This is a genomic window from Bacillus sp. TE9106W, assembly GCF_054062215.1.
The window spans coordinates 70,005-93,545 of record NZ_JBSSFA010000009.1 but is presented as its reverse complement, the minus strand read 5'-3'; the positions used below and the strand labels follow the sequence as shown (position 1 = coordinate 93,545).

Genomic DNA, 23,541 nt, shown 5'->3' with positions numbered 1-23,541 from the left:
CTATTTTTTCCTATTACCTTTGACTTATTACATTATATAACGAAGTAAGTTAAAGTATGAATACAAAATGACCAAATCGGTTTTACATTCAATAATAACAAATATATAGGAAATGTCATAAAAAATACAAGTATTTTCTCTTGGAAATACTTGTATTCCTCAAAAAAATCCTCACAGCTTTTCATCATCTGTGAGGATTTCTTCTATTATATATCTACTTGTACTTCTACACCGAAATGATCTGAAATTACTTTTCGGTTTGTACCATTAAAAACGACTTTTGAAGAACGAATTTTTTCACTTCGGTTACACAATATTAGATCGATTCGTAAATTATGTTTATTTTCATCCCAACCAGCAATCTCACCTTGGACAGTTGTTCCTTCATCCTTCTCTATTGCTAATTCATATGTGTCGTACAAACCTTCTTGCATCATATATTCATAACCCTCTCCTTGCAAACGAGCGTTATTATTAAAATCACCCATTAAGAAGGAAAGTTCATTGCTATCTACACGCTCCATCAAACGATTCACTTGATCTTTAAATGATTCTTCTTCATCATTCCACCAACCGAGGTGGCAAGAGTAAAACGTGATGTTCTTACCATTATAAGCAATTGTTGCACTTACAATTTTGCGTGTTTTCCAATACGTTGTATCCTTATTTTCTGAAATAAAGAACGCATCTTCTTTTACAACATTATGCTTCGTTATAATCGCTAATCCTTCTTCATACACATCATAACCAATATGAGAGAAATCCCAAGTAATATTGTAATCTTTTACATGTAACGCTTTTAACTCTTCTAATAGTAAAAGTCCAAAATTATCTTCTTTCTTGTTACCGCATACATTTTTAGCCCCTATCGACTGACTTACTTCTTGCAATGCGATGACATCGTACTCTTCTTCTTGAATGACTTTAGCAAGATATTTTATCTTTTCTATTTGATTTTCTTCTTGCCAAGAGTGACAGTTTAAAGTTAGCAATTTCATATTATTACGCACCTAACATATCTTGAATGTCTGACTTTAATACGTCAGCTTTCGGACCATATACTGCTTGTACACCTTTATCTTTTACGATAAGTCCTAAAGCACCATTTTGTTTCCACTGTGCTTCTGGTGCAACAACATCTAAATCTTTTACTGTTACACGTAAACGTGTCATACAAGCATCTACGTCAGCAATATTTTCTTTTCCACCTAATAAATCAATAACCTTTGTTGCTAAAGAACCATCTTGTACATTTCCTGTTCCTTCTGATGACTCATCTTCGTTATCAATATAGTTACCTGCACGTCCTGGTGTTGGTAAGTTGAACTTTTTAATTAAGAAATTGAATAATGTAAAGTTCAGACCGAAGAATACTAATGAAACGATAACGAAATTGATTAAATCTCTAGTTAGTCCTGCATTCACCATCATCGGTGTACGAGTAATTAACTCAATAAATCCAAATGCGTGAACACGCAAGTTAATTAAATCTGCTAATGCGAATGCAAGTCCTGTTGTAATTGCATATACAACATATAATACTGGAGCAATAAACATGAACATGAATTCAATTGGTTCTGTTACACCTGTTAAGAATACTGCTAATGCTGCTGATAAGAACATTGGTTTATATTTTGCACGTTTTTCTTTATCAACATTACGGAACATCGCGAAAGCAATACCCATTAATGCTGCTGTTGAACCGATAACTTGTCCAGCTTTGAAACGAGCTGGTACAACATTATTTAATAGATCGTTATATGCTTTTGTATCTCCATTTGCTAATAAGTTATTTAAATCTGTAATCCATGCCAGCCATAAAGGATCTTGTCCTGCTACAACTTGTCCAATTTTCGAGCCAGTTAACATCGTATATGTTCCACCTAGCTCTGTATAGTTCATCGGAATCGTTAACATATGGTGTAAACCGAATGGTAATAGTAAACGCTCTAACGTTCCATATACAAATGGTGCAACAACTGGTGCACTATCTTTTGAAGCTGCAATCCAGCGACCAAATTCATTTAATCCGCTTTGGATGAATGGCCATAAAAGTGATAATACAATTGCAGTTACTGTAGACCAAACAATTACAACGAATGGTACGAATCGTTTTCCGTTAAAGAATGCTAATGCCTGTGGCAGTTTGTTATAGTTATAATATTTGTTATATAAAGTAGCTCCTAAGAAACCTGTGATGATCCCTACGAAAACTCCCATGTTTAATGCTGGTGCACCAAGTACAGAAGTAAAGTAATCTTTTACAATTAAATCTCCTGCTAATACTGAAGAAACTTTCGCTTTTGAATCCGCTAACATTTCAGCGTTTACGCCAAATATAGCTCCTGTAATTCTATTCGTTAAGACGAATGCTAATAGCGCTGCAAATGCACCACCTGCGCGATCTTTCGCCCAAGATCCCCCAATTGCTACTGCGAATAAGATGTGTAGATTTGTAATAATTGCCCAACCGATGTCTTCCATTACGCGAGCGATTGTATGAACTGCGTTAATATCCCCAGCAGACATTCCAATTAACTTACCGATAGAAATCATTAAACCAGCTGCTGGCATTACAGCTACAACAACTAATAATGCTTTTCCGAACTTTTGCCAAAAATCAAAAGACGTAATTTTCATCTGTTCTTCCTCCCCTTTATTTATAACAACATAATGATTTAAATTATAATTTCTGTTTCTATAATGAAAACGATTCCTTATGTTACTTTATTTTTATCTTTACGCAACCGTTTTCATAAATCTATTTTAATAAAAGCGTTTTCACTTTGCAATAGAAATTTATTTTTTTTCATAAAAAAAGATGCTCTAAGAGCATCCTTTTTTATTATGAAATGCGATAAACCCTTGTTTCATAAGGCTTTAACGTGATTGTAGTTAATTTTTCATGTTCCGCAACTTCATAGTTATTTAAAAGCAAACGTTTGCGTTCTAATGCAAATAAATCCTCATTATACACAGCTTCCTCTTTTGAAATATTGCTAATTACGACGATTTTTTCATCGTTTAATGTACGAGTATATGCATAAATTTGTGGATCATCTTCTAAAAGTAAATCGTACGTACCATAATTCAGTACATCATGCTCTTTTTTCAGGGCAATCATTTTCTTATAGAAATTGAAAATAGAGTTCTCTTCATTCTTTTGCTTTTCAACATTGATTTCTTTGTAGTTTGGATTCATACCAAACCAAGGCGTACCTGTTGTGAAACCAGCGTTCGTCTCATCGTTCCAATGCATAGGTGTACGTGAATTATCGCGGCAAGAAGCCCATATAATTTCCATCATATCTTGATGGGATATGCCCTCTGCAATTTTCTCGCGATATAAATTTTTGATTGCTACATCATCGTAATCTTCAATGTTTGGGAATTGAACATTTGTCATCCCAATTTCTTGTCCTTGATAAATAAACGGTGTACCGTGCATAAAGAAATACATTGCTCCTAAAGCTGTCGCACTTTCACGCCAATATTGTTTATCATCTCCCCAAGTTGAAACGATACGCGGCTTATCGTGATTCTCAATATATAAAGCATTCCATCCTTTATTTTCTAACCCTTTTTGCCATTTCGTTAATACCTTTTTCAGCCCTACAACATCAAGATCTTTCTTCTTTTCTGCATCCCATAAACTTAAATGTTCGAATTGGAATACCATATTGAACTTACCTTGCTCTTCTCCAACCCAAAGCTCAGCATCTTCAATCTTAACGCCATTCGCTTCACCAACAGTCATAATATCGTACTTAGAAAACGTATTTTCTTTTAATTCTTCTAATAAAGGTTGAATACCATCCACATTCATATGTTTATCAAAAGATGGAACATACTTTAGTCCTTTTGGATTTGGCATATCTTTAAAGCCATCTTCTTTTTTAATATGGCTGATTGCATCTACTCGGAAACCATCAATTCCTTTATCAAGCCACCAATTAACTGTATCGTATAGCACTTCTCGAACTTCTTTATTCTCCCAGTTTAAATCTGGTTGTTTACGCGAGAATAAGTGTAAATAATATTGTCCTGTTACTTCATCATACTCCCATGCCGAACCATTAAAAATACTTTCCCAGTTGTTTGGTTCTGCACCATCTTTACCATCATGCCAAATATACCAATCACGCTTCGGATTGTCTTTAGATGAACGAGACTCAATAAACCATGGATGTTCATCACTTGTATGATTAATAACTAAATCAATAATAAGCTTCATATCACGTTTATGAACTTCATCTAGTAAAGCATCAAAGTCTTCCATCGTCCCAAACTCATCCATAATATCTTGATAATCACTAATGTCATAACCATTATCATCATTAGGTGACTTATACATTGGACAAATCCAAATTACATCTATTCCTAAATCTTTTAAATAATCCAGTTTCGCAATAATACCTTGTAAATCTCCAATACCATCACCATTTGAATCCATAAAGCTACGTGGATAAATTTGATAAGCAACCGCTTCTTTCCACCATGTCTTATTCATAGTCATTCTCTCCTTTTGCATCCCATCGGAAATTTTATGCAAACGTTTTCGTAACACTATCATAACAAAATATGAATAGTTTGCAACTGTTTTCATTGAACTCTATGTAGTTTCTTTATTCTTATGCTTTATTTATTTCTCACAAAGGCAAATCTCATTCTCCTCATCTCCTTGTCCACGCTTATTACAAACCTTGTTCATATAAAAAAGGAAGAACAAAATACTGTTCTTCCTTTTCACATTGAAAATCGTTCAATTGTTTGTTTCAAGTCCGCTGCTTGCTTCTCTAAATCCTTTAACAATTGATCAATTACTACCATATTTTTAGACTGTTGCACCGTCACACATGCTACTTCTTGCGAACCTGCTGATGTTTCCTCAGCAATTGCTGCTACGGCCTTCGTCTGTGCCCCTGTTTGATGAATGTGACTCACTTGTTCGTTCATATAGCTACTAATTTGCTTCGTTGCATCGGCTACTTCCATAACACTTGATGACATTTCTTTTAAAATTAATTCCGTAGCTTCCCCACGTTTCGCCTCTTCTTTAGCTATTTTCACTTGTTCTGTCATTTTCATTGCAACTTGTTGTACTTCCTCTTGCATATTTCGTAATAACTGCGATATGTTTCTTGCAGAATGATCACTTTCATCAGCAAGTTTCCGCACTTCTTCCGCAACAACCGCAAAGCCTCTTCCATGCTCTCCTGCACGAGCAGCCTCAATAGAAGCATTTAGTGCTAATAAATTCGTTTGGCTAGCAATCTCACTCACTACAGATACAATGTGTTCTACTTGTTTCATTCTTTCCTCTAACTTCTGTACATTTTGCATTGAATCTTCATTTTCTTTCGCCAATGTTTGAATACCTTGAATTAAAGACGTAAAGACACGAGTACTATGCCCTAAAGCTTGAACCATTTCTGAAGACAACTCATCAGACTGTTTCGCTTTCTCTTCTACTTCACTTGCAATAGAAGTTGTTGTATCAACAGCGGAAACAATCGCTTGAATTGATGCCGCTGATTGCTCAGCGCCTGAAGAAATTTCTGCAAGTGTCTCAGAAACACCTTGTGCTTGTTTCGTTGCTTCGCCAGTTTGTTTTCTAATTTGCTGTACTTGATTGTTTGTATACGAAAATGTTGTATCAATATTTTTTACCATGCCCCTTAAGTTCCCAAGCATCATATTAAATGCAACACTTAAAGATTTAATTTCATCATCAGTCTTCGGTAACGGAACATCTTCACGAATGTCTCCTTCAGCCGCTTTTCTCGCCGCCTCTTCTAACTTTCGAAGCGGTTTAATTAAAAATACGGCTGCTCCATATGCTAAAATTCCAGACCATACTACTCCTAATAGCATAACGATAATATTATATGCAGTTTGACTTACATAACTTTGAAAATAATCATATATCACATAAATAAAAAATATACTTGTTGAATATGTAATTAAAGCTAAAACTGTAGTGAATAGCATAAGTTGTGTACGTAAGCCAAAGGAAAATGCCTTCCTTTCTTTTTCCATTTCTTTTTCCATCTCTTCTTTCCCCCTTTTTATAAGTAATATAAGTACTACCTATATATTATTATCCATATTTTCATTATAGAAGGATATAGGGATTTTAAAAAATTATTATTTCCTTGAATATCAAATTAACAAAAAAAATAAAGGATTCTGACAATTCGTGACTAATAACAGAAATAAGGGGCAACATTTGTAAAATATATTTTTGACTGGGGGTTTTGTATGATTCAGGTTCGAAATCTAGTAAAATCATTCGGCTCACTTGATGTTTTAAAGGGAATTGATTTAGAAGTAAAAGAAAAAGAAGTTGTTGTTTTAATTGGTGCCAGTGGTTCCGGTAAAAGTACATTACTTCGCTGTCTTAACTTTTTAGAAATGTACGATGAAGGTGAAATTCACTTACAAGGTGAACGAATTGATCCAAAGCATTCAAATTTAAATAAAGTCCGCGAAAATGTCGGTATGGTGTTTCAGCACTTTAACCTCTTTCCCCATATGACCTCACTAGAAAACATCATAGAAGCACCTATTCATGTAAAAAAATTAGAAACAGCAAATGCAAAGGAAATTGGAAATCAACTTTTGCAAAAAGTCGGCCTACAAGATAAAGCAGATGTAACTCCCCACCTCCTTTCAGGTGGTCAAAAACAGCGCATTGCCATAGCAAGAGCTCTTGCTATGAATCCTAAAATTATGCTATTTGATGAACCTACCTCAGCCTTAGACCCTGAACTTGTTGGAGAAGTGTTGCAAGTTATGAAAGAACTTGCTGAAGAAGGAATGACCATGGTTATCGTTACTCATGAAATGAATTTCGCAAGAGACGTAGCCGATCGCGTCATTTTTATGGATGATGGAAAGATTGTAGAAGACGCTCCGCCAGCGCAATTCTTTTCAGCTCCATCACATGAACGAGCGAAACAATTTTTACGTAATGTTTTATAATGTAACTTCTGTTTCAAGCGAAGAGAAATACATTCATACGGTGCACAACTAATCATCTAAATAACATATCTCAATAACATACTTAAAACCATCCGTATGGCTAATATATAGGAGGGGTTTTATGAAAAGAAAACTATTAACCATTGTTGCGAGTATTACATTATGTACATCCTTTATACTAGGGGCCTGTAGTAAGGAAAGTGCTACTACTACTTCTTCAAATGGTAAAAAAGAATTTCGTTATGCGATGAGTGGCTTATATAAACCTTTTAACTATAAAGAAAATGACGGAAAGCTTGTCGGTTTTGATGTGGAAATAGGTGAGGCACTTGCGAAAAAAATGAATATGAAACCGACTCCTATTACAAACCCATGGGAGACGCTAATCCAAGGTCTCAAAGCGAAAAAGTATGATGTAATACTGGGCAGTATGGCAATTACAGAAGAACGTTTAAAAGCTGTTAATTTCTCAAATCCTTATTATCGTTCTGGTGCCCAAATTTTTGTAGCTAAAAAGAATACATCTATCTCTTCTCCAGAAGATTTGAAAGGTAAGAAGATTGGTGTTGTAAAAGCTAGTACCTTTAAAAATCTTGTTGCAAAACATACAGATCAAATTACAGAATACGATAGCGATATTACTGCACTTATGGACTTAGAGCCTGGACGTATTGATGCAGTAATCACAGATCAAATGGTTGGTTTACGCATGATCAAAGAAGGTAAATCCAATATAAAAGAAGCTGGAAAACCATTAAACCTTGATGAAATGGGAATTGCTATTCGTAAAGATAATAAAGAAATGGTCGAGAAAGTAAATAAAGCTTTAGATGAAATCATTAAAGATGGTACGTATGAAAAGATCAGTAAAAAATGGTTTGGGCGTAATATTCTTGGTGAGGAGGAAAACACAAAGTAAATTATTAGCTAGTCAGCTGTTTCATAAATTATGCCCCACTTTTTATCTCACTATTTATGGGCAGTAAAACTCCCAACGGTGTGAGCTAATAATCAGTGGGGTATTTCATTCCCTACCAAAATCCATACAATATGAGGTGACACATATGTTTGAAATTTTCATGTCTACTTATCCCACACTCTTAAAGGCTACTATTGTCACATTACAATTAACATTAACTTCCCTAGTACTCGGTTCACTAATTGGATTGCTATTTGCTTTCTTTCGAATCTCTAACAATAAAGTTTTAAATAGTATTGCTCATGTATATATCGCCATTATTCGCGGTACACCTTTAATTGTTCAAATTGCCATTCTCTATTTTGGGATTACATCCGTTGTTGTGTTTACTCCTTTTTGGGCAGGAGCCATTGCTTTAGCAATCCATAACGGTGCATATATTACTGAAATTTTCCGCGGCTCTATCCAATCTGTCGATCGTGGACAAATGGAAGCTGCTCGCTCTCTAGGGATGCCGTATTCTTTAGCAATGCGACGTATTGTATTACCGCAAGCATTTCGTCAATCTATCCCTCCTTTAGGAAATCAATTTATTATTGGATTAAAAGATTCTTCACTTGTTGCTTACGTAGGATTGTCCGAATTATGGGGATCAGGTTTATCAATCGCTGCAGGGAATTTCCAACAATTAGATACATATATAATCGTTGGTTTATATTACCTCGTACTTGTTCTCCTATTCACTTACCTTGTTAACCTTTTGGAAAAACGACTACAGCGAAAAGAAACAAACTCAGTTCAAGTTAGTGCAAAGAAGAAAAAAGAAGTCTCTTTATAAGAAAAAGCAAGCCAGAGATGGCTTGCTTTTTCACTGCAACATATATCAATTTTTACTGATTTACTTTTTTAATACTCTCTTCTTCCTCTATATGTTCCTCACGATATGAAATATTATGAGGATCTAGTCCATTTCCTAAAGAACCATAGAAATGCTCTCTATGCGGATCCACTAATTCACTTCCTTGATAATACACACGTGGTGTATTCCATAGCGCTGCCAAAGCTTTTGTCATCGGCATCTCATGATAGCGTTCCGGCCACATTTCTTTAATTTTCTCTTTTACTAATGGATAGTATTTAGAGCTCATAGCAGGGAACAAATGGTGTTCTGTATGATATGAGAAATTGAAATGTAAAACGTCTACCCAACGCGGCACTGTTACTGATAAACAGTTTGCTAACGGATCATTTACTGGAACAATTGGATTTAAGCGGTGATTTGTTGCGATATATGCCATTACAATAAAGTTAGCAATTAACAATGGAATCACATATGCAAATAACCATTTTCCAGGCCCCATAATAAACAATAAACTAATCCAAACAGTCCAAGGCAAAAGAAGTTGAAGCCATACAGATTTTTGATTGGATGACTTAAACTCTTTTATAAAATGAAAGAACATTCGAGTCGAATGCAATGTAAATTGAATGGTTAGTGACAGAAAACTAAAGAATGAACGTACATGAAGAGGCATGCGATATACCCAACTCAAAAACTTACTCTTTTTAAGCTTCTCAAGTGTCGGCCATGCATCTGGATCATTCTCTTCATGTTGTGTATGAACGTGATGCGTTGCATTATGCCACTTTCTCCAAAGCTTAGGACCTGTTGATAGTGGCATAAATGCAATCGCGCCTAAGAAATCACGAAGCCATGCCTTTCTTACAACAGTTCCATGTAGAATTTCATGCCCTAAAAACCCAAGTGAAGCAAAACATAATCCAAGAACAATCGCAATTCCTAGATTCGCCCACACATTCAATTCAAATACACCAATCGATATTAATCCCGCCAATGCCACAAGTAAATAAGCCAGTCCGCCAAATAAACGAGTAGGAACTGGTTTAAATGCTTTTTTCGGCAAATGTGGTGATACACGTGCTGCATACCACCCAAACGTATGAAGCTCCTTCATCCTTTTGCCCCTTTCTTATGCCGCGCCTTGCGCAACTTACATATATCAATTCTTGCTTCCAGATTGATTTTACTAGGTGATTAAAAAGCATCTAGTATAAGGAAAATATACTCACTCTATCGTCACTTATTTTTCGCTTTTATTATCAATGAAAAACATTTCTCTTTTTACTCTCTATCAACCTTTCCACATGATGAATCATATCAATAGAAATTCTACATTGTCAATAAGTTTTATGACCTAGTAATAAAAGTTGGTTATATTTTTATAATTATACTTTATTTCAATAAAGAAAAAACACATATTTTATAAGGTTTCATCTATTATACATATACGTACCTCGACATACTATAGACTCTATCTTATTCAAGAACTCTCTGTGTAAACAACAAACACACTCATCTAAATTTAGCTTTACACAACTCCTAACTCTTCATACCAACAAGACCTAATAATTATATTAAAATAATTTTATCTTTCTTTTAAATAAAAATAACCTTCACCTAAAAACAGCACACATGAATTTCATATAATATGGAAATATTAAAAGGGAAATTGTTCTAAATCAGGAGGTTTCCACAAATGACAAGCGATACATTTCCACAATTCCCATCATCTTATTGGATTGAATCTACTCAAATCCCTACTTTTCCCCCCTTATCTGAAAATATAAAGACAAAAGTTGCTATTATCGGTGCTGGTATTACAGGTATTACTACTGCCTATTTACTTGCAAAAGAAGGCATCGATGTTGTGTTAATTGATTCTGGTCTTATTTTAAACGGGACGACTGGGCATACAACAGCAAAGATAACAGCGCAACATGATCTTATTTATGATGAATTAATAAACCATTTCGGTATGGAAAAGGCCGGGCTTTACTATGAAGCAAATAATCATGCTCTACAATTTATTAATAAAACTGTGCAAACATATAAAATCGACTGTAATTTCTCAAATGAAGATTCATATTTATATACAACTACCGATAAGGGATTAAGAACTTTATCGAAAGAATATGAAGCCTATCAAAAATTAAATATACCTTGTGACTTTGTTCAATCTCTATCGATTCCAATTCCAGTACAATCTGCACTTGTCATGAAAAATCAAGCACAATTCCATCCCCTTCTTTATTTGAAAACACTTTTAGAAAAGTTTGTGGAGATGGGCGGAAAAGTTTATGAACAAACTACAGCTATTGATGTAGAAAAGGGTGATTCTCCACAAGTCATTACAAAGGGCGGACATCGCATCACTTGTGAATATGTTGTCTCTTGTTCACATTTCCCTTTTTATGATGCGACTAGCTTTTTCTTTACGCGTATGTATGCTGAACGCTCTTATGCCCTTGCGATTAAAGCAAAAACTGATTATCCAGGTGGTATGTATTTAAGCATTGATGATCCAAAACGCTCTTTACGCTATACAACAAACAATGGTGAAAAATTAATTTTAATTGGCGGAGAAAGTCATAAAACAGGCCAAGGAATAAACACGATGCTTCATTATGAAGCACTGTATTCTTTTGCAGAAGCAACGTTTGGAGTAGATGAGGTTCCCTATAGATGGTCAGCACAAGATTTAATCACGCTAGATAAGGTCCCTTATATCGGGCATATTAACGAGAGCAATCCAAATATATTTGTTGCAACTGGATATCGTAAATGGGGGATGACAACTGGAACTGCTGCCGCTCACTTACTGAAGGATTCTATTCTAAAAGTACACAGTCCATATAAAGAACTGTATACACCTTCACGCTTTCATGCAAATCCAGATATAAAAACGTTCCTCTCCCAAAACATTGATGTTGCGAAACATTTAATTGAAGGAAAGATTGAAACCGCACTACGTAAACCAGAAGATCTCGAAGTTGGTGAAGGATCTGTCGTACATGTTAACGGGAAACGAGCAGGTGCTTATAAAGACAAAGAAGGAAAATTACATATTGTCGATACAACTTGTACACATCTCGGCTGCGAAGTTGAGTGGAATAATGGTGATTGCACTTGGGATTGTCCTTGTCACGGTTCCCGCTTTTCAATTGAGGGAGACGTTATTGAAGGTCCAGCAGATCAACCGTTAAAGCGAGTTGATAATGAGTAAACAAATAAAGAAGTTCAACAGAAATCCTGTTGAACTTCTTTATTTGTTATAAAACCTTTTCAGATAAATTTCGACAGGAAGGAGGGAAATATTAACATGAAATAAAATAATATATTCATCTACAAATAAAAGAGGTGAATACTATGCAACCTTCAGCTCCACCTCATCTAGAATCTACAAAAACCATCTTTTCAAACTCTATTACAAAACTTGTTGTTTTTATTTGTTGGCTAGCCATTCTAGCTGACGGCTATGATTTAGGTATTTACGGGGCCGTTCTGCCTAAGCTACTGGAAGACAACAGCTGGGCACTATCACCAGCTCATGCTGGTACAATTGCAAGCTATGCTTTGTTTGGAATGTTTATTGGCGCTATTCTAGTTGGAACTATTACAGATCTAATTGGACGAAAATGGACACTTATATGCTGTTTAGCACTTTTTTCTATTACAATGGGCCTAGCTGCTATCGCTCCTTCTCCTGAATTATTTGGGCTATGGCGATTTATCGGAGGAATTGGACTAGGCGGTGTCATTCCAACAGCTTCCGCACTTACTGTTGAATATTCACCAAAAAAGCGACAATCTTTTATTTATGCTCTTATGTTTACTGGCTATCCTTTAGGTATCGTGTTAGGCGCTATTTTGTCCATGTTTATGTTAGAAGACTTCGGATGGAGAATTATGTTTGGCATCGGAATGATTCCACTACTCCTCATTCCTTTCATTATTCGTTATTTACCTGAATCCATTCATTTTTTATTATCACGTAATCGCCAAGAAGAAGTGGATAAAATTCTTAATCGTTTTCAAATTGAATTCCATGCAAAAGAGAAAACTCATCAAGCCCCATCTAATATACGAAAGAAAAATGGATTTCTTACTTTATTCTCAAAAGAATACATAAAAGCAACGCTGCTTTTTTGGATTACTTATATAATGGGGATGTTTTTAATATACGGTTTAAATACTTGGTTACCTCAGATGATGCGACAGGCAGGATATCCTCTTGGATCTAGTTTATCATTTCTACTTATGCTAAATATTACCGCCGCTATCGGCGCATTATTTGCTGGAGCAATCGCAGATCGTATAGGAGCCAAAATTGTTATTAGCATCTCCTATCTTATGGCAGCTGTATGTATTGGACTATTAACAATTAAACCATCTGTTACAATCATTTATCTTTTAATTGGTCTTGCTGGAATTGGATCGGTCGGTATTACTCAAATATTAAATGCATATGTGACACAATACTTCCCATCCCATATCCGAGCTACTTCCTTAGGTTGGGGACTTGGACTTGGCCGGGTTGGTGCGATTGCTGGTCCTATTCTTGTCGGTATTATTATGACAATGCAATATGATTTAGCATGGAATTTTTATTTATTCTCATTCGCCGGCCTTCTTGCGGCTATATCTGTTTTCTTTATTCCTACAAAGTAAAAAAGGGCACAAATTTACTCGTGCTCTTTTTTGTATACTTCGAATAACATATCTCGAAACAATGTATTTAAACTCTCAATATCTATCCCTGATCCCTTTTCAATTCCTTTTACATATTGCTGATAGTAATGAATTTGTTCTTCTAAAAATTGATTCAACACATCAATTTTTAATCCAACATCTAATTCAGTACCTGCCTTTTTCTTTATTAACAACTGTTCAATTTCATCTAATACGCTACGCTCCAATGATAATTCTGTAATTAATCGATCGAATTCTACAGGAGGCAAAGTTGTTTTCTCCTCTAGCCACTTACAAGTCAAAATAGGACGCAATACATAAAAGTACTTTTTTAATTTTACATTCTCACCTTGCAAAAATTCACGATAATTTTTTGAAGCCATATGTAAATAATGATATATCGTTGCTTTCGGATCGAAGTTCTTTTCACTCATTTTCTGAAGCTGTTCTGGAAAATTAGAGTTTTTCGAATAAAAAATCGGTGATCGAATCCATTCAAGTAAAGCTGGGTTTGACTTTGCAAATAATTGTAACGCCTTTTTTATATCCCATCCGCTTATATCTAAATCATCACTAATCGGATACTCAATTACATCTCGTTTATCATGAATTGATAAATACCATTCTACCGGATGCATATAAACGAATCTAACATCATAATCACTATCTTTCGAAGGAAATCCCCATGCACGACTCCCTGACTCCACGGCAAATAAAATTTTTACATCCTTTTCTTTCTCAATTCGCTCTAACTCCAACTTAATTTTCTCTCTCATTTCATACCCTCTCCATTTCTTGATTATTTCCTTGGAAATTCGACAAATATATTACTAAGTTTACTACATACTAAAATAGCTGTCAGAAAATTCCCGACAGCCTGCTAAAATTCTTTATTTTTTACTTGTTCTTTTCCGTTACACTAATCGCAATTCGTTCAAACTCTTTTTGAATCTCCTCTTTATATGCATCTACTTTCGAAAAATCCATAGCAGCAATATAAATACGTTCCAATTTATCACGAACTGATTTCGCTTTCGCTAAGAAAGACATCGCCTCATTCATTTTTGTTTTATATTGAATGGAGACGTCACGTATTTCCTCCGCATACTTCTCATCCGTCCCTGGTGTCACAATAAGGGCATACATATCTATAATTTCATCACCTTCGCGGCTCGGAAAATATTCATGCGGTGCGGTACTATCGAAAATTGCAAACCCTAATTCTCTTACGATAACCATATCAAGACTATTCGGATCAAATCCGCAATGATATACTTCAACTTCAAACCCTTTTTCTTCCGCTGCCTTAGCTAATTTTTTGAGCATTGTTGATTTCCCAGAGCCTGGGCGTCCTTTTATAAAATAACGATGTGGTAATCCTTCTGTTAAGTTAGGAACAAAATCAACTGCTCCTTTCGGTGTAGCTGCTCCTAAAAAGCGATGTTTCACAAGCGATTGTTTCCCGCCTTTATCTGCAAATAATTTCTGAATGAGCTGATCGGTTAGTTCATTCGCTTTATTAAAATCAATATTATCAATATATATTTTCTCCCACTCATCATGTATAATTAGCGCCTCGTTAAAACGAGCGTAAGCAGCTTGAAAAGCTTTGCTTGCTTCTGAAACAAATCGTTCAATTTCTACTTTCTGCTCTCTCAATTTATCTGAGTCCCAAGCAACCCCTAAATTGATATACTCCTCGACAACTCCTGGCATTTTCGGCTCAATAACATGCGGTGATGTTCCATCAACAATTCCTACTTTTAACTTCGGGATAATTACACCATCAACCGATTTATTATCAGAAGAACAGTGTAAAAATTCAATATCATATCCTTTTTCAACCCAGTCACGACCTATTGCCTTAATTAAAGAAGATTTCCCGGTTCCAGGACCACCCTTTAAAATAAATAATCTGTTTAGCCCTTTTAGATTCTCTTCGTATAAATTATGAAATCCCCTAGCTGTATTGCCGCCAGCAAAATAATTCAATACATTTCCTTTCACTGCACTCACTCCTTCGCAGCATTTTATTTACATAAGCTACAATATGCGAGCAACTTTATTTGGGTGAATACCTATTTTGTATTGCACGAAAAAAGGAAATGAATTACAATTTAACTATCTAAAAATTTTAAATTTTAAAACTAAATAATTCTTTATCAAGAGAGGCAGAGGGACCGGCCCTTTGAAGCCCAGCAACCTCAGTTTATACAAACTGAATAGGTGCTAATTCCTGCAAAATGCATTGCATTTTGAAAGATAAAACGTAACTATTGTGTGCAAAACTCATCTTTCTTGATCATGAAAGGTGAGTTTTTTTATATTTCAAAACATATATTGGAGGTATTTAAAATGAAAGTAATTGATCTATCACAAACATTCGAAAATAATATGTCTCAATTTCCTGGAACACCAAAAATCAATTTAGAAGCCATTACAAGCGTTGAAGAAACAGGTTATCAAGTTACAGATTTCCATTCTGTCGTTCATGTTGGTACACATTGCGATGCCCCTGCCCATTTCATTTCAGGCGCAACTACCATTGATCAATTACCCCTAGATCAATTTGTAGGCGAAGCTGTTCTTATTGATGTAACTCATGTACAAGAACGAAAATTACGTAAAGAAGTATTACACAATGCCGACATAAAAGAAGGAGATATTGTCATTTTCCATTCCAACCTATCTAATAAATGGAATACAGAAGCGTATGAACAAGAAGCCTTTTATCTTTCCGAAGAATTAGCTGAAGAATTAGTTCAATTAAAAGTAAAATCTGTTGGTTTAGATTTCATTTCTCCTGACGAGGTAACGACAGAAACATCACCGATTCATCATATACTACTTGGGAATAATATTTATTTAATTGAAAACTTAACAAACTTAGATGCCATTAAAACGAAACGTTTCTTTTTCTCAGCAGCACCTTTAAAAATTAAAGATAGTGATGGTGCTTTCGCAAGAGCATTCGCTGTTATTTTTTAAACAAATGATACAAAAAAGCAAAGATCATCATTGACCTTTGCTTCTATATTTTTTATTTAAACTAAGAAAGAATTGCTCGACACGCGGACGTACCCAAGCTAAATAGTCTTTTTCTTTCTTCTTTGTACAAGCTATTTCTTCCCCATCTACCATTTCAACAAGCTCTAGTTCTAACAGTTGCCTCGTAAATGCTAACATATTTATTTCTTCAGCTGGATACTCTTCTTTTAATTTCTCCTCAATTTCCCCCAATAAAAAACCGTCACGCATCATTGCCAATGCATCAATCCAAAGTGGCGGCATTTCATATTTTTCTCCTGTAATTGTATCTTTTACAATGTAATTCTTTTGCTCTTTTCGAAATTGAATCGTGTGTAAGCATACAGTCGAATTTAATGTTAATTCCATGATACCACCTCTTTCATCATATCTGCATAGAAAAAGGATGCGTGTGCACCCCTACTTTTTCTAACACTACCGAACCGTTACATGAATAACAAATCTCATGTCGATATTTTCCTCCATTATAAACGAAGTATTTTATAAAAAAAACCCTTCTTGAAACATTTTATAAAATGTTTATATTTACACAACAAGAACACTTTTCTGAAAAATATTTTCTTATAGCACATTATACTATCATTAAAAAAATCTCCACTTTCGTTCCTATTTCCACGCTACTTTGAATCGCAACACTCCTTGATACTCCTCAATAATTTTATATGTAATCGCTAATCTAAGTCCCATACCATTCTGCTTTGTTGTGTAAAAAGCTTTACCACTTTTGTCTAACTTCTCGTTCTCCATCCCAATATAGAAATACATAAATGTCCTTCCGTTTTTTCGTATACACGGATATGAATGTCTCCACCTTCTCGCATCGATTCTATCCCATTTTTAATAACAATTGTTTTAATTGTTTATCATCACCGTTTATAGGTGATACATTCCCATCTATTTGCTAGTGAAACTTCACTCTATATTGCACTGCATAACTTTCCATTAACTGCACAACATATAAAAAGATTTCTCGTATATTACATCATTCATAATTTGTTGACTTTGGTTTCCATAACAAATCCGTTAATTTTTTAAAATTTGTTCATATAAATACTCCTCATGATCAATACAAAAACTCTACATATTATCTCTACTTTCAGAGCAATATGTAACCTTATAACGCGAAAAGGAAGGGGATTTCCCCTTCCTTTTCGTCACAACTTATATCCATCTTACCCGATCATGTAGCAAGCCATCCGTAAAATCATTTTCCCCCACTACAAAATCCTTCATATATAAATTCAAATATTCTCCGTACTTACTTTCTGTATTTAATAATAATTCCTCTACATAATAGGCACCTTGTTTAAATTCATCGAACAGTAAACTACACAAGCCAGCATAAATTCCGCATCCTACTTGGAAGTAAGTCGCATTCGTTTTATATTTATGAAAAACTTGGCTGCTATTCATCACGTTATACATATATGTCTCGCTATTTTCATAAACGAGTAATACACCGACTAGATCCTCACCCGCAATCTCTTCTTCGGCTGGGTTAAATACTTTACGATTCCAGTTCCATAGATCTTCTACCTTATTTAAGTTCTGTCTAATTATATTTGTTGTATACTCATTAATTCGGTAAAGAAATCCAACTTCCATGTTAAAGTTTTTCCCTAAAATTAAAACTTCCTCATGTGGCATTAAACAACCATAAAACTCTTTCTCTCCCAACTTTACTTTATACTCTGAAGCATATACATCTTCATAAAAGTAAAGGGGACGATGATGACTCATATACATCGGATAACTCCATATCGCTTCATCTAGAAATCGCTCTACTGCCCATGAAGCATACAGTGTATGAGGCTTTATAAGTGCTGTATCATTCAAAAATGACGTATCATGTTCTACTATATAACATGCTCTTGGTTTTTCATTCGGGCGTTCCTTCATAAGTTCAACAACCATCCATTGAACAACCCCTGGATTCATACCTGAGCCTATAATTGCTTTTGTATTTGTAAATTTCTCTTTTTCCTTCTCAAATCTCGTATATCTTTCCGTAAGTTGAAAGCCGATTAAACTATCGTCCTGATCTACTGCCTCATTTTCCAAAGCTGAATTAATATAACAAATTCCAAGTTCATTACAACAGCTTAATACTCTGATCGTATCTGCCCCCGAAACATCAATAACAACACTCGTACTACTTTCTTTTAAATGCTTTTTAAATGTCACTACATCTTGGAGGTCTATTTCGGATAAAAACAATTGATCTTTCAAATTTGGAAACAACTCGTCATAATACATCCTATCTTTTTGTTTTATATCAACCAAATGAAATGTAACATTCTTTATCACTTCATAAATCGGGTCTTTTTCATTTACTATCGCTTGATTCAAAATCGCTAAAACTGCTTTTGCTGCTCCACCAGCACTACCAAGTAATGTAATCGATAAAGAATTTGGAAACTGCTCCACCAACAAAACCCCTTTAATATATTAGTTAGCAGTTCTCCCTCAAAAAAATAAATTGAATACATCAAAAGATAGCTCGTACAGATTTTTTATAATTTAGCACAAGATTTCCTCTTCAATGATCACACTAACATATTTATACTCAATTCATTTTTCCCCTCATATTCCAATCAAGTTAAACAAATAGGCTCGACCTTTTCTTCTGCATATAAAAGAAAAAGCCAGCCCTTTCAACTAGCTTACGGACAGTGGACAGATTTTACATGTTGAATATTTACATACATTTTCGCATCACGAGCTTTTAATAATTCAATATGCCCTTCATCAATCTTCGCCATCTTTCCGATTTTATTAGATTCCTCACCTAAATCGAACACCATGATTTTGCCCGACATTTTAATAAGTTGTTCTTCAAACGTTCGAGCTAACGTAATATTTAATGGATTTACGGGGAGTTCATTTTTATTGAGGGCATAAGGCACTTGATTTTCTTTATATGGAATTAACCATTTCAAATGCTTTAAAGATATATATACTGTTTTATAAACTGGACTATAAAAAACGATATAATCGTTCATTATACTTGTAACATAACCATGTATTGGAGCATTTCCTGCTACATAAATTTCAGTAAAAATTCCTTTAGAAGTACTTAATACTTTCCTCAAAGAAATTGAAGGGGACTCCCTCTTAATTACAGAATCAACATCTGGTTTTGATATTTCTTCGTCATATGGCCTTAAAATTTTATAATATTGTACATGGTATAAAGATATATATACGTAGTCTTGTCCATTGTAAAGAACAACGATATCATTTCCTACATCTATTAATACACCTTTAAATCTTTTTTCACCGATTAATTTAACATATATATTTTCTCCAATACTTTTGTTTAACTCATTCATCTATATCCTCCTTCCTATGAATTTCTTCTTTCCAGTCTTCCATTTTCAAAAAAATAATCAGGGCAAAGTTCTGTTTTAATAGTAAGTAATTCCTTTTCATACTATCGAAATAAGAAATTGTTCTTCTCTTTCCCTCATAATGCCCCTCTTATTTATTAAACATTATTCATCTTCATTCTTTTTACATTTAACTACTTGACTCACACTCTTAATATGAGACTTAATTACATAAATAACTTCATCGCAGTTTACTAGTGTAATACAACCATGGTGTACCTCACTTAATAAACCTTCCACACATTCTGGACCACCACGATTAATTTTTACCCACTTATACTTCAAGTCTTTTAATATATCTAAAAAAGTATCCTCATCAGAGCAGAAACATGAACTATAGCAATCGCCACATTTACTTTCTTTCACTTTCTTAACTAGGCTCTTCACATGTTTCAACTGATAATATACTAATTCACCGTGAGGTAATTGTAACGTTAAATAATCTTTGCCTAACGATACGAGCTCACCCACTCGACTTTCTGGCCCGCGAAGGTTTACTTTTACAGTCTCACCAACTAAACATTTAATTTGGTCACAGCATAATACATTCTCCAATTTCGTATCCCCCTTTCTTATTATCTACCTCTACTTGATTGTCTTTGTGCACGAGCGCGACCTGAATTATTGCTACTTTCCTTGCTGCTACTATCGTCGCTCTCATCGCTATCTCCGCATGCTAAAGCATTATAGTTAACACTTTTAATATGCTTTATTGCAATTAATATAATTTCTTCTTTTACAATTAATGTTACGAAATCACAAGAAACATCTTGTAAAATACCTTCCACTTTTTCTGGACCACCGCGATTAATTTTCACCCAGCAATATTTGAAACTTTCAAGAAGTGCTTCAAAGTCTTCTGCACATGCGCAATCTTCCCATTCGCAATCACTTGATCCACATTCTTTTGCACTTTTTGTAATACTTTTCAGATGACTAAGTTGATAGTAATAAAGCTCACCTTTTTCATTCTGCAATACGAAGTAGTCCGGACATACTGATATTATTGTTCCTCTTTGAGATTCTGGACCACCCCTGTTTACTCTCACAAAAGATCCAATTAAGTCTTTCAAAAAATCACAATGAAATAAACTCACGAGAAAACCCCTTCCATTAATTTATAAGCTTTTGCACTGATAGTATATGTATCTGTACAGGTTACGTTCTCTATGTTTGTCCTAGCTAGAAAAAAATATGCTTTTAACATGGTAGACTACTACCTATCAAAATTTGAAGAAAGACTAAGAACCCCCTATGCTTTTGATATCTTTAAACAAAAAAATCCCTTATGAAGGTACATTTCTGCATATCTTCATAAGGGATTTCCCATAGTTAATCTTCATCTTTAACATCCATATCTTCCGGAATTGGTTCGTTCAATATTTCTTCCACTAATTGCTTATATTTCTCCATTTGTTCTAAATGTGTATTGAATTGTTCTTTATTTAATAAATATTGCTCTCCATCAAATAGTGCACGAATTTTCTTTTGCTGAATTAGCTCTTCAATATATGACTTTGGTAAATTCAAATACTCCGCAGCTTCTTCTACTGTTATATACAACGCATTCATTCCTTTATTATTTTTTCCTATATACTGTATCTTACTTTATTTTTGTAAACAAATAAAAAAGATTTTGTAAATGCAACCTAAAAAGCAGGTAGATGCATTCCATATATTGTATAATAGTATATAGTAAGAATTTTTTAAATATAGAATGGTATTACCCATTTACACAAAGGAGAGTTAACATATGGCTACTCGTCACATCATTACAATGTTAGAAAAAACATTACAAGTTGAAACAGAAAACACAATTTCTCATTTAACTACATCTTTATCTGATCGTATTCTTTCTCAAAGCGCAGCAATACAAGAAAACAATTGTTACCATACAATTGGGGAATGGTACAAAAATCATTTCTTATTCCAACAAGATGATTTCCTTTGGGCTAAATACGTTTTCTATGACGCATATTGTGAGGAAATAAAAAAACAAGGTCATCTTACAAAACGTGTTCGCCAAATATTAGAATCATTAGCTCGAATGCATGGAAAACAGTACATTGCTTCTATATTAAATATGCCATTCCCTAAAGAACGAGCTAAAGGAACAGCGTAATTTAATACTGTTCTGCGTCAGCAAAACATAGATTCATTGTTTTCCAGGAAGATTTACAAATAAAAACGTTCATGTCACATGAACTGATGAAACCGGTGTCATTATAATGATTGAAAATATAGTAAACAGGAAAACCCCCATTTACCTCTCTCGTCATTCGAATAGAGAAGTAAATGGGGGTATACTTGTTCCTTTATTATTTCATCATCTGCTTAATCAATTCACGATTTCTCTTCTTAAATACTTCATTATGCGAAGAAACCATTCCATACTCACTTGCATCTGGTTGAATAAATTGTTTCGCTTTATTTACAGCATTTCCAGCATCTTGGAATGCTCCCGCAATTAAGTGTAATTTTCCTTCATGCTTTAAAATATCTCCAGCAGCATATAATCCGTCTACTGAAGATTCACTATTTGCATTACCTGCAATATAATAATTATCTATAATCGCAACGTCTAACTCACTATTTTCTAATAATGTAATGTCACGTTCATATCCATGATTAATAATAACTTCATCAATAGGTAAATGAGAAACTTCACCCGTCTCGTGATTCGTTAATTCTACATATTCAATCGCTTCATGATTATCACCAGCAATTAATTTTGTAATAGAGGTATTAAAGAAACACTCCGCTGAGCTATTCAATAATTGCTTCACTTGTGCTTCATGACCAGATAACTCTTCTTTCCTATACGTTACATACACTTTTTTCGCGATTGGTTCTAATTCATTTGCCCAATCAACAGCAGAATTTCCTCCGCCGGAAATAATAACCGTCTTACCTTTGAAACGTTTTAAAGATTTCACTGTATAATTCAAATTCGATACTTCAAATCGCTCAGCGCCTTCAATTGATAACTTTTGTGGTTTCAATATACCACTTCCAGTTGCAACAATAACTGTTTTTGAAAAATGTTCCGCGCCATTGCTTGTTTTTAGCGTAAAAGTACCATCTTCATTGCGAATAATCGATTCTACTTTTGTATCTAACACCACTTCTGGCTTAAATGTTAGCCCTTGCTGTACAAGTTGCTCAATTAATTTATCACCTGTAACTGGCAATAGCCCACCTACATCCCAAATCATCTTCTCTGGATAAACATGTATTTTTCCACCTAGCTGTGGTTGAAATTCTATTATTTTTGTTTTCATTTCTCTGAGTCCACTATAAAAAGCTGAATAAAGCCCTGCAGGTCCTCCGCCTATCACAGTTACATCAAACAATTCTTCTCGATTCATTCGTGCTCACTCCTCAGCTACTAATCATTGATTATCATTCTCAATAAAATATAACCTGTTTCCGCAAAATTTACAATCAAAATTACTATTGACAATACACCTATATAAAATTATATTATTTAAAGAATCAATAGTGATAATCATTATCATTTTGTTAATAATTAGCAAATTTGAGATTACATCTTCTTTCATTAATATGGTTAATACTATATTATAAAATCTCACATTCAAGATTTTTAATAAATATTTTGCATTACCACTACTCATTCAAACAGATTGCAG

The 23,541-nt window shown here is 34.3% G+C and carries 20 protein-coding genes, 3 pseudogenes and 1 riboswitch; of the genes and pseudogenes, 7 read left to right on the top strand and 16 right to left on the bottom strand.

All coding sequences use genetic code 11. The annotated features are described in order from the left end of the window. Positions 1–206: 206 nt before the first annotated feature. From ACVWY7_RS17315 to ACVWY7_RS17295, 5 genes and pseudogenes are all read right to left on the bottom strand, one after another. Positions 207–998, bottom strand: a complete 792-nt coding sequence (locus ACVWY7_RS17315; RefSeq protein WP_000771957.1) for an endonuclease/exonuclease/phosphatase family protein — start codon at positions 996–998, stop codon at positions 207–209. Between the two features lie 4 nt (positions 999–1,002). Continuing rightward, positions 1,003–2,640, bottom strand: a complete 1,638-nt coding sequence (locus tag ACVWY7_RS17310; RefSeq protein ID WP_000705542.1) for a PTS transporter subunit IIBC — start codon at positions 2,638–2,640, stop codon at positions 1,003–1,005. Positions 2,641–2,845: 205 nt separating this feature from the next. Next, positions 2,846–4,510: a glycoside hydrolase family 13 protein gene (locus tag ACVWY7_RS17305; protein ID WP_001044732.1), complete on the bottom strand. Its 1,665-nt coding sequence runs from the start codon at positions 4,508–4,510 to the stop codon at positions 2,846–2,848. A gap of 236 nt (positions 4,511–4,746) precedes the next feature. After that, a pseudogene (locus tag ACVWY7_RS17300) lies at positions 4,747–5,319 on the bottom strand (methyl-accepting chemotaxis protein); the annotation flags it as partial. A 369-nt stretch (positions 5,320–5,688) separates the two neighbouring features. Next, positions 5,689–5,874: pseudogene (locus tag ACVWY7_RS17295) on the bottom strand (HAMP domain-containing protein); the annotation flags it as partial. 387 nt (positions 5,875–6,261) lie between these two features. Here ACVWY7_RS17295 and ACVWY7_RS17290 point away from each other — a divergent pair. The 3 genes from ACVWY7_RS17290 to ACVWY7_RS17280 all read left to right on the top strand — a co-directional run bounded on the left by ACVWY7_RS17290 (position 6,262) and on the right by ACVWY7_RS17280 (position 8,741). Then, positions 6,262–6,984: an amino acid ABC transporter ATP-binding protein gene (locus tag ACVWY7_RS17290; protein ID WP_000616931.1), complete on the top strand. Its 723-nt coding sequence runs from the start codon at positions 6,262–6,264 to the stop codon at positions 6,982–6,984. Positions 6,985–7,105: 121 nt separating this feature from the next. Beyond that, positions 7,106–7,903 carry an ABC transporter substrate-binding protein gene (locus tag ACVWY7_RS17285; RefSeq protein WP_144507911.1) on the top strand — a complete coding sequence of 266 codons (798 nt, stop codon included), beginning with the start codon at positions 7,106–7,108 and terminating at the stop codon, positions 7,901–7,903. Between the two features lie 145 nt (positions 7,904–8,048). Then, a complete protein-coding gene (locus tag ACVWY7_RS17280) occupies positions 8,049–8,741 on the top strand; it encodes an amino acid ABC transporter permease (protein ID WP_000461616.1) in 693 nt (230 codons plus the stop codon). Between the two features lie 52 nt (positions 8,742–8,793). Here ACVWY7_RS17280 and desB read toward each other — a convergent pair whose 3' ends face one another. Beyond that, positions 8,794–9,879 (bottom strand): Delta(10) desaturase DesB, encoded by a 1,086-nt coding sequence (gene desB / locus ACVWY7_RS17275; RefSeq protein ID WP_000661225.1) that lies wholly within the window; start codon positions 9,877–9,879, stop codon positions 8,794–8,796. Positions 9,880–10,461: 582 nt separating this feature from the next. Between desB and ACVWY7_RS17270 the strand changes: the two genes are divergently transcribed. Continuing rightward, entirely contained in the window at positions 10,462–11,988 is a 1,527-nt protein-coding gene (locus ACVWY7_RS17270) for an FAD-dependent oxidoreductase (protein ID WP_000199949.1), read from the top strand. 143 nt (positions 11,989–12,131) lie between these two features. Then, positions 12,132–13,433, top strand: a complete 1,302-nt coding sequence (locus ACVWY7_RS17265; RefSeq protein WP_001183112.1) for an MFS transporter — start codon at positions 12,132–12,134, stop codon at positions 13,431–13,433. 14 nt (positions 13,434–13,447) lie between these two features. On the opposite strand, the gene ACVWY7_RS17260 is transcribed toward ACVWY7_RS17265, so the two are convergent. Both ACVWY7_RS17260 and ACVWY7_RS17255 read right to left on the bottom strand, forming a co-directional pair. After that, positions 13,448–14,230, bottom strand: coding sequence for a nucleotidyltransferase domain-containing protein (locus ACVWY7_RS17260; protein ID WP_001208279.1), 783 nt, complete (start codon positions 14,228–14,230; stop codon positions 13,448–13,450). A gap of 121 nt (positions 14,231–14,351) precedes the next feature. Then, a complete protein-coding gene (locus ACVWY7_RS17255) occupies positions 14,352–15,461 on the bottom strand; it encodes a PRK06851 family protein (RefSeq protein WP_000678151.1) in 1,110 nt (369 codons plus the stop codon). Between the two features lie 149 nt (positions 15,462–15,610). Next, positions 15,611–15,723: riboswitch (SAM riboswitch) on the top strand. Positions 15,724–15,809: 86 nt separating this feature from the next. Here ACVWY7_RS17255 and ACVWY7_RS17250 point away from each other — a divergent pair. Next, positions 15,810–16,442 (top strand): cyclase family protein, encoded by a 633-nt coding sequence (locus tag ACVWY7_RS17250; protein ID WP_000862963.1) that lies wholly within the window; start codon positions 15,810–15,812, stop codon positions 16,440–16,442. 27 nt (positions 16,443–16,469) lie between these two features. On the opposite strand, the gene ACVWY7_RS17245 is transcribed toward ACVWY7_RS17250, so the two are convergent. From ACVWY7_RS17245 to ACVWY7_RS17215, 7 genes and pseudogenes are all read right to left on the bottom strand, one after another. Beyond that, a complete protein-coding gene (locus tag ACVWY7_RS17245; RefSeq protein ID WP_000424105.1) occupies positions 16,470–16,850 on the bottom strand; it encodes a hypothetical protein in 381 nt (126 codons plus the stop codon). A 223-nt stretch (positions 16,851–17,073) separates the two neighbouring features. Next, positions 17,074–17,520, bottom strand: a pseudogene (locus tag ACVWY7_RS17240) (ATP-binding protein); the annotation flags it as partial. A gap of 143 nt (positions 17,521–17,663) precedes the next feature. Then, positions 17,664–18,929: a hypothetical protein gene (locus ACVWY7_RS17235; protein ID WP_000434735.1), complete on the bottom strand. Its 1,266-nt coding sequence runs from the start codon at positions 18,927–18,929 to the stop codon at positions 17,664–17,666. A gap of 236 nt (positions 18,930–19,165) precedes the next feature. Continuing rightward, complete coding sequence (locus tag ACVWY7_RS17230; protein WP_001004286.1) at positions 19,166–19,834, bottom strand: LSm family protein; 669 nt, start codon at positions 19,832–19,834, stop codon at positions 19,166–19,168. Between the two features lie 162 nt (positions 19,835–19,996). Beyond that, on the bottom strand, positions 19,997–20,446 hold the full coding sequence (locus tag ACVWY7_RS17225; protein ID WP_000432507.1) for a spore coat protein B: 450 nt from the start codon (positions 20,444–20,446) through the stop codon (positions 19,997–19,999). Positions 20,447–20,466: 20 nt separating this feature from the next. Next, the gene (locus ACVWY7_RS17220; protein WP_456523873.1) at positions 20,467–20,988 is read right to left on the bottom strand and encodes a spore coat protein; all 522 of its coding nucleotides are present in this window, start codon (positions 20,986–20,988) and stop codon (positions 20,467–20,469) included. Between the two features lie 235 nt (positions 20,989–21,223). Further along, positions 21,224–21,463, bottom strand: coding sequence for a helix-turn-helix domain-containing protein (locus ACVWY7_RS17215; protein ID WP_000993176.1), 240 nt, complete (start codon positions 21,461–21,463; stop codon positions 21,224–21,226). Between the two features lie 181 nt (positions 21,464–21,644). Here ACVWY7_RS17215 and ACVWY7_RS17210 point away from each other — a divergent pair, with 181 nt between their 5' ends. Further along, positions 21,645–22,013, top strand: a complete 369-nt coding sequence (locus tag ACVWY7_RS17210) for a hypothetical protein (RefSeq protein WP_000235482.1) — start codon at positions 21,645–21,647, stop codon at positions 22,011–22,013. A gap of 196 nt (positions 22,014–22,209) precedes the next feature. Here ACVWY7_RS17210 and ACVWY7_RS17205 read toward each other — a convergent pair whose 3' ends face one another. Next, the gene (locus ACVWY7_RS17205; RefSeq protein WP_001078283.1) at positions 22,210–23,259 is read right to left on the bottom strand and encodes an NAD(P)/FAD-dependent oxidoreductase; all 1,050 of its coding nucleotides are present in this window, start codon (positions 23,257–23,259) and stop codon (positions 22,210–22,212) included. Between the last annotated feature and the right edge of the window lie 282 nt (positions 23,260–23,541).

Excerpts from the sequence above, each read along its gene's own strand:
- ACVWY7_RS17315 (WP_000771957.1), bottom strand. The coding sequence starts at position 998 with ATGAAATTGCTAACTTTAAACTGTCACTCTTGGCAAGAAGAAAATCAA.
- ACVWY7_RS17310 (WP_000705542.1), bottom strand. The coding sequence starts at position 2,640 with ATGAAAATTACGTCTTTTGATTTTTGGCAAAAGTTCGGAAAAGCATTA.
- ACVWY7_RS17305 (WP_001044732.1), bottom strand. The coding sequence starts at position 4,510 with ATGAATAAGACATGGTGGAAAGAAGCGGTTGCTTATCAAATTTATCCA.
- ACVWY7_RS17290 (WP_000616931.1), top strand. The coding sequence starts at position 6,262 with ATGATTCAGGTTCGAAATCTAGTAAAATCATTCGGCTCACTTGATGTT.
- ACVWY7_RS17285 (WP_144507911.1), top strand. The coding sequence starts at position 7,106 with ATGAAAAGAAAACTATTAACCATTGTTGCGAGTATTACATTATGTACA.
- ACVWY7_RS17280 (WP_000461616.1), top strand. The coding sequence starts at position 8,049 with ATGTTTGAAATTTTCATGTCTACTTATCCCACACTCTTAAAGGCTACT.
- desB (WP_000661225.1), bottom strand. The coding sequence starts at position 9,879 with ATGAAGGAGCTTCATACGTTTGGGTGGTATGCAGCACGTGTATCACCA.
- ACVWY7_RS17270 (WP_000199949.1), top strand. The coding sequence starts at position 10,462 with ATGACAAGCGATACATTTCCACAATTCCCATCATCTTATTGGATTGAA.
- ACVWY7_RS17265 (WP_001183112.1), top strand. The coding sequence starts at position 12,132 with ATGCAACCTTCAGCTCCACCTCATCTAGAATCTACAAAAACCATCTTT.
- ACVWY7_RS17260 (WP_001208279.1), bottom strand. The coding sequence starts at position 14,230 with ATGAGAGAGAAAATTAAGTTGGAGTTAGAGCGAATTGAGAAAGAAAAG.
- ACVWY7_RS17250 (WP_000862963.1), top strand. The coding sequence starts at position 15,810 with ATGAAAGTAATTGATCTATCACAAACATTCGAAAATAATATGTCTCAA.
- ACVWY7_RS17245 (WP_000424105.1), bottom strand. The coding sequence starts at position 16,850 with ATGGAATTAACATTAAATTCGACTGTATGCTTACACACGATTCAATTT.
- ACVWY7_RS17230 (WP_001004286.1), bottom strand. The coding sequence starts at position 19,834 with ATGAATGAGTTAAACAAAAGTATTGGAGAAAATATATATGTTAAATTA.
- ACVWY7_RS17215 (WP_000993176.1), bottom strand. The coding sequence starts at position 21,463 with ATGAATGCGTTGTATATAACAGTAGAAGAAGCTGCGGAGTATTTGAAT.
- ACVWY7_RS17210 (WP_000235482.1), top strand. The coding sequence starts at position 21,645 with ATGGCTACTCGTCACATCATTACAATGTTAGAAAAAACATTACAAGTT.
- ACVWY7_RS17205 (WP_001078283.1), bottom strand. The coding sequence starts at position 23,259 with ATGAATCGAGAAGAATTGTTTGATGTAACTGTGATAGGCGGAGGACCT.